The following is a 6288-nucleotide window of genomic DNA, read 5'->3' as shown; positions in this document are numbered from 1 at the left end:
TGATGGCCGGCGCGGTGACCCAGTCGGGCGTGGTCGTTCAGAAGATCGAGCGCGCCGACAAGCAAGTGATCGCGGCCCTTGGCGCATGCGGGGTTGCGACCGTGCACGAGGCGCAGGGGCGTAAAGGGCTGCTGGCCTCCTGCATGCGCCCGATCTACTCCGGCGCCCGGATTGCAGGCTCCGCGGTGACCATCTCCGCGCCTCCGGGCGACAACTGGATGGTGCATGTGGCGATCGAGCAGGTCGAGGCCGGCGACATGCTGGTGCTGGCGCCGACGAGCCCGTGCGAGGACGGCTATTTCGGCGATCTTCTGGCGACCTCCATGCAGGCGCGCGGCGGCATCGGCCTTGTGATCGACGCGGGCGTGCGCGACGTGCGCGACCTGACGGAGATGGGCTTTCCGGTGTGGTCGAAGGCGGTGTTCGCCCAAGGCACGGTGAAGGAGACGCTGGGCTCGGTGAACGTGCCGGTGGTCTGCGCCAACCAGCTGGTCAACCCGGGCGACATCATCGTCGCCGACGATGACGGGGTCTGCGTGGTGCGCCGCGAGGAGGCGGAAGCGGTTCTGGAAAAGGCCCGCGCCCGCGAGGCGGCCGAAGAGGACAAGCGCAAGCGCCTGGCCGCCGGCGAACTCGGCCTCGACATCTACAACATGCGCGGCCGCCTTGCCGAAAAGGGATTGAAGTATGTCTGAGGCAGTTGTTACCGAAGGCATCCGGTGCATGTGGATGCGCGGCGGCACGTCGAAGGGGGGCTATTTCCTTGCCGACGACCTGCCGGCCGAACAGGCTTCCCGCGATGCCGTTCTCCTGCACGTCATGGGATCGCCCGATCCGCGCCAGATCGATGGCATGGGCGGTGCCGATCCACTGACCTCAAAGGTGGCCGTGGTCCGCAAGTCGGACCGTCCGGGCGTCGATGTCGATTATCTGTTCCTGCAGGTGTTCGTCGATCAGGCGATCGTCACCGACGGCCAGAACTGCGGCAACATCCTGGCCGGTGTCGGCCCCTTTGCCATCGAGCGAGGCCTGGTCTCGGCAAACGATGGTACAACCGATGTCCGCATTTTCATGGAAAACACCGGCCAGATCGCAACGGCGACGGTTGAGACGCCGGGCGGCAAGGTCACCTATCTGGGCGAAGCGCGCATTGACGGCGTGCCCGGAACCTCCGCGCCCGTGCCGACAGTCTTCGAAGACACCGCCGGGTCCAGTTGCGGAGCGCTGCTGCCGTCGGGCAATGAAGTCGACATCGTCGATGGCGTCGAAGTGACCCTGATCGACAACGGCATGCCCTGCGTGATCATCCGGGCGGCGGACTTCGGCATTACCGGTCAGGAAAGCCCGGAGGAGCTCGAAGCGGACAGCGAACTGAAGCAGCGCCTGGAGGCGATCCGCCTGAAGGTCGGACCGATGATGAACCTTGGGGATGTGACCGAAAAATCCGTGCCGAAGATGACCTTCGTCAGCCCCGCCCGGCACGGCGGCGCGATCTCGACGCGCACGTTCATTCCCCACCGCTGCCACAAGGCGATCGGCGTGCTCGGCGCCGTCAGTGTGGCGACGGCCTGTCTCTTGTCTAAGGGACCGGCGGCGGAGATCGCCGAAAAGGGCGAGGGCGAGAGCAGGGCGCTTTCGATCGAGCATCCCACGGGCGAGTTCACCGTGCTTGCAACGGTGGGCGACGACGGTTCCGTTCAAAAAGCTGGCGTTCTCAGAACGGCAAGAAAGCTCTTCGACGGACAGGTTTTCTGAAATTCGCTGAATTCCGAATTTCCTCGAACATGGAAGTAACCGACATGAATTGGATTTTGACGGTCAAGTGCAAGAACCGGCCGGGCATCGTGGCTGCCGTGGCGACGGAGCTGACCAAAAGCGGCGGTGATATTACCGAGGCGCAGCAGTTCGACGATCCGCAGACCGGTATGTTCTTCATGCGCATCGCCTTCGCCATGGAACAGCCGATCGACGGTTTCATGGACGCCTTTTCCAGGCATGTCGGCAAATTCGGTTTCGAATGGACCCTCAGGCCTGCGGACCAGAAGCGGAAGGTCCTGCTTCTGGTGTCGAAATTCGACCACTGCCTGGGCGACCTGCTGTACCGGATGCGCATCGGCGAGATCAACATGGAGTGCGTCGGCATCGTCTCCAATCATCCGATCGATGTGCTGCATCTGACCCTGCACGAGGGCATTCCCTATCATCACCTGCCGATCACCAAGGACACGAAGCCGCAGCAGGAAGCTCAGATCAAGCAGATCATCGAGGAAACCGGCGCGGAACTGGTGGTGCTGGCGCGCTACATGCAGATCCTGTCCAACGATTTCTCCGCGTTCCTGGAAGGCCGCTGCATCAACATTCACCACTCGTTCCTGCCGGGCTTCAAGGGCGCAAAGCCCTATCACCAGGCTCACGAACGCGGTGTGAAGATGATCGGCGCCACGGCACATTACGTCACCAGGGATCTGGATGAAGGGCCGATCATTGCCCAGGACGTCGGACATGTGACCCATCGCGACACGCCGGAAGACATGGTCCGCAAGGGCCGTGACATCGAGCGGGCGGTGCTTGCACGGGCGGTCAGCCTGCATCTGCAGGACCGGGTGATGCTGAACGGCTCGAAAACGGTGGTGTTTGCCTGATGCTGGTCGGATTTCTGGGATTTGGCGAAGCCGCCCGCGCGTTTCAGGAGACCCTGGCCGTTCGGGAACCGAACCTGCGCTTCATGGCGTGGGACATCAAACTCCAGGATCCGGCCGCTGCACAGGACATGAAGACGGCAATGGAAACGCGCGGCGTTTCCGTTGCCGATCCGGCCGGCTTCAGCGACGCAGACTGGATCATCAGCGCGGTGACGGCCGACCAGAGCTTCCTGGCGCTCCGCAGCATCCAGGACCACATCGTCCAGGGGCAGGTGGTCATCGATATCAATTCCGTCTCGCCGGGCCGCAAGCGTGAAAGCGCCTCGCTCGTCGAGGCCCGGGAAGCCGCCTACCTGGATATGGCCGTCATGGCGCCGGTCCATCCACGCGGTCACCGGACGCCGGTGCTGATTGCCGGCAGCGTTGCCGAAAAGGTCATACCGGTGCTGGAACGGCTCGAGTTCGACTTCCGCAACATGGGAGACGAGCCGGGGCAGGCGACGGCGATCAAGATGGTGCGTTCGGTCTTCGTCAAGGGGCTGGAGGCGATTACCGTCGAAGCCCTGCTTGCGGCCAGGGCGTCCGGGTGCTTCGAGGAGATTTCAACCTCCCTGGCAAAGAGCTTCCCCGGCCTCGGATGGCCGGAGTTCGCGGCTTACGAATTCGAGCGGACCATGCAGCACGGCAAGCGTCGGGCCGCCGAAATGCGCGAAAGCGCCGCAACCGTGAAGGCGCTCGGCCTGAACGGGGACCTGGTCAGCCAGATTGCCGAAACCCAGGAGCTTATGGGCGGGATCGATATCAGCGACCTCAACAAGGACTCCGTTGACGAACTCGTCGAACGGGCCCTTGCTGCCCGGCTGAAGGCCTGAACGTTCCGAAGTCCAAATATGATTGGATAGTTTCGCGGCAATGCCCGGAGGCGGCGACCAGTCGTCGGGCGTCGACCGGCGCGTGGCTGCCGCCCTGCTGCGCAGGCCATAGACCAGGCCATTTGCCCGGATACGTGATCATTTTCCGATATTTTTTGACGTTTTAGAGCCAGTCCGGACGTGTCGGAGGCGTCAGACTGTAAATCGACCTTGCAAGGGGAGCGCGAAGTTGCTTCCCCGGCGTTGCCGGATCGGTCTGCGTGTATCCGTTGAGATCACGGAAATGTATTCATCGAAAATTGAGTAAAGTTACAAACTACCGGAAAAGTGCCAAAATATCAGATTTGGACAAAAGGTCTTTTTATCCGAATCTGTTTCGTGTATACATTTTTCCGGAGAGAGGTAGCATGGATGTCTGTCATGGATGGTCAAAACGGTCTGGGTCGTAGCGCGCTTCTAAAAGCGAATGGAGCCACGGTTAGTGGAATGCTTCAGGGCTATTCCATCGAGGTGCTGCCGCGCACGGCTGCGAAAATCGAAAGTTTCAAGGCGCTGCTGCCGGAAGGAACCCGCGTTTACATCGCCAACGTCGAAGGCACGGACTTTGAGGACATGCTCAAGACGGCCCGTCGCATTCGCGGCGAGGGCTTCGATGTCATGCCCCATTTCCCGGCGCGCCTGATCAAGGATGCAGCCGAATTCGAGACCTTCCTGACCCGTTACCGGGACGAAGCCGGCGTTGACCAGGCTTTGCTGATCGGCGGCGGTGTCGCCCGGCCAGCGGGCGAATACGACAACACCATGCAGATGCTGGAGACCGGTCTCTTCGACAAATACGGTTTCAAGCGGATCCACGTGGCCGGCCATCCGGAAGGCAATCCGGATATCGACAAGGACGGCACCAGCCGCCGTGTCGACGAGGCGCTTCTGTGGAAACAGTCGTTCTCGGACCGGACCGACGCCGAAATGGCGATCGCGACCCAGTTCTTTTTCGACGCGAAGCCGGTGGTCGAGTGGGCCGCGCGCCTCAAGGAAATCGGCGTCGAGTTGCCCATTCACGTCGGGATTTCAGGGCCGGCCAAACTTCAGACGCTCATCAAATACGCCATCGCCTGTGGTGTCGGACCGTCCATAAAGGTTCTCAGGAAGCGGGCCATGGACGTCACCAAGCTTTTGATGCCATATGAACCGACAGACGTCGTGTCCGCGATTGCGTCCCATGTGGCCGCGACACCGGACACCACGATTCAACAGGTTCATCTCTTCCCGCTCGGCGGGATCAAGGCTTGCGTTGAATGGGCAGACAGGCAGAACGAAAACCTTCGCCAGGCCGGCGCCGCCTGAAAGGCGGCGTTTCGGAAAGGCTCGGAGCGACGCTGAGGTGAAGACGTATCCAAACCTCAGGCATGCAAGGCTCTATTGTGCCTGTCTTTCCCTCGGGTCGGTAACGCGGGCAGCCGAAATGATCGGCGTTTCCCAGCCCGCGGCCTCCCAGGCGCTTGCGCGTCTGGAGGATATCTTCGGCGCTGCTCTCTTCGACATGACCGACGGCCGGCCGACCGCCACCGAGGCGGGGCGGATCGTGGCCGCCCGGACCCAGCGTGCCCTCGACCTGATCCGGGCCGGTTGCGCACGTCTGCGGCACCCGAGTGCCGGCATGGGCGAAACCGGGGCCGAAAACCTTCTCAGCACCCCCCAGCTCAGGGCGATTTCCGCTTTTGCGGAAGGCGGCAGCTTCAGTTCCGCCGCCCGGGTCCTGCAGCAGTCGCAGCCTGCCGTGCACAAGATGGCGCGCAGTATCGAGGCGAGCCTGCAGCAGTCCCTGTTTGAAGGCGCCGGGCGCAGCATTCATCTGTCGAATACCGGCATGGCGGTGGCGCGATGGGCCCGGCTGGCGCTCAACGAATTCGAAAGTGCCGCTGCCGACGTGCGCGAACTGCGCGGCAGCTACGAGGGCGAGGTCCTGATCGGTGCGCTGCCGTTCTCCCGCACCAGTCTGGTCCCCGACGCGATCACTCAGATCGCCGCCCGTCATCCCAAGGCCCGGTTTTCCATTGCCGAGGGGCCTTATGACGACATGCTGCACGATCTGGAAATGGGCCGTCTCGACATCCTGGTCGGGGCGATGCGCAGGGACTTCACCTCCGCAAGTCTCGTGCAAAGCGAGCTGTTCACCTATCGGCTGTCCGTTGTTGCCCGGGCTGGTCATCCGCTGGCCGGAAAGCGAAACCTCACCCTGAGCGGTCTTGCGGATTACCCCTGGATCGCGGCGCGCCGGGAGACCCCGTCGCGCGCGTTGTTCCAGAAGCTCGCGGCCCGGTTCCCCGAAGACAAACCCATAGTCTGCAGCGTCGAGACCGGCTCCCTGGTCGCGGCGCGGGGTATTCTGATGAATACCGACCATCTCGCTCTGCTTTCGGACCACCAGGCGGCTTATGAAATCCGGGCCGGCATTCTGGGAATTCTGGATTTCGATACCGGCGACTCGGGCCACATGATCGGAATTACCACCCGAAAGCACTGGCTTCCGACCATGCTGCAGAGCGAATTCATACGCGAGCTGCATCAGGCGGCTGCGTCCGGGGACCCGGACCTGTCCCCGGATGTCTCCCGGGATGTGCTCACCCTGAAGGCCGGCAAGGCCTGAGACGCTTTTCCGCTGTTTGGTGACAGGCAGAATTCAGCCGGACAGGACCTGTCCGGTATCCGCGCCTTGCGGCGCTCTCAGCGGCGTTTGAAATTCCACTTGACGCAACGCGGATCAATCTGTTCAT

Annotated in this window: 6 protein-coding genes; all 6 read left to right on the top strand. The window is 62.4% G+C overall.

Features of this window, described 5'->3' with window-relative positions:
* Positions 1-2: 2 nt before the first annotated feature.
* The 6 genes from HK439_RS10885 to HK439_RS10860 all read left to right on the top strand — a co-directional run bounded on the left by HK439_RS10885 (position 3) and on the right by HK439_RS10860 (position 6161).
* Positions 3-695: a 4-carboxy-4-hydroxy-2-oxoadipate aldolase/oxaloacetate decarboxylase gene (locus HK439_RS10885; RefSeq protein ID WP_190291449.1), complete on the top strand. Its 693-nt coding sequence runs from the start codon at positions 3-5 to the stop codon at positions 693-695.
* Complete coding sequence (locus tag HK439_RS10880; protein ID WP_190291447.1) at positions 688-1755, top strand: 4-oxalomesaconate tautomerase; 1068 nt, start codon at positions 688-690, stop codon at positions 1753-1755. Before HK439_RS10885 ends, HK439_RS10880 begins: the two co-directional genes overlap by 8 nt.
* Positions 1756-1799: 44 nt before the next feature.
* Positions 1800-2642 (top strand): formyltetrahydrofolate deformylase, encoded by an 843-nt coding sequence (gene purU / locus HK439_RS10875; protein WP_190291445.1) that lies wholly within the window; start codon positions 1800-1802, stop codon positions 2640-2642.
* A complete protein-coding gene (locus tag HK439_RS10870) occupies positions 2642-3514 on the top strand; it encodes an NAD(P)-dependent oxidoreductase (RefSeq protein WP_190291444.1) in 873 nt (290 codons plus the stop codon). The genes purU and HK439_RS10870 overlap by 1 nt, the downstream gene beginning before the upstream one ends.
* 486 nt (positions 3515-4000) lie before the next feature.
* Positions 4001-4858, top strand: a complete 858-nt coding sequence (locus HK439_RS10865) for a methylenetetrahydrofolate reductase (RefSeq protein WP_209011716.1) — start codon at positions 4001-4003, stop codon at positions 4856-4858.
* A 37-nt stretch (positions 4859-4895) separates the two neighbouring features.
* Positions 4896-6161, top strand: a complete 1266-nt coding sequence (locus tag HK439_RS10860) for a LysR substrate-binding domain-containing protein (protein WP_190291441.1) — start codon at positions 4896-4898, stop codon at positions 6159-6161.
* The last annotated feature ends 127 nt before the right edge of the window (positions 6162-6288 follow it).

The organism is Roseibium aggregatum, from assembly GCF_014692675.1.
GTDB lineage: Bacteria > Pseudomonadota > Alphaproteobacteria > Rhizobiales > Stappiaceae > Roseibium > Roseibium aggregatum_C.
Note: the sequence above shows the minus strand (reverse complement) of the source record. Positions and strands in the feature narration are given on the sequence as shown.

Bases quoted from the DNA above. Each gene is read 5' to 3' on its own strand.
- HK439_RS10885 (WP_190291449.1), top strand. From the start codon at position 3: ATGGCCGGCGCGGTGACCCAGTCGGGCGTGGTCGTTCAGAAGATCGAG.
- HK439_RS10880 (WP_190291447.1), top strand. From the start codon at position 688: ATGTCTGAGGCAGTTGTTACCGAAGGCATCCGGTGCATGTGGATGCGC.
- purU (WP_190291445.1), top strand. From the start codon at position 1,800: ATGAATTGGATTTTGACGGTCAAGTGCAAGAACCGGCCGGGCATCGTG.
- HK439_RS10870 (WP_190291444.1), top strand. From the start codon at position 2,642: ATGCTGGTCGGATTTCTGGGATTTGGCGAAGCCGCCCGCGCGTTTCAG.
- HK439_RS10865 (WP_209011716.1), top strand. From the start codon at position 4,001: ATGCTTCAGGGCTATTCCATCGAGGTGCTGCCGCGCACGGCTGCGAAA.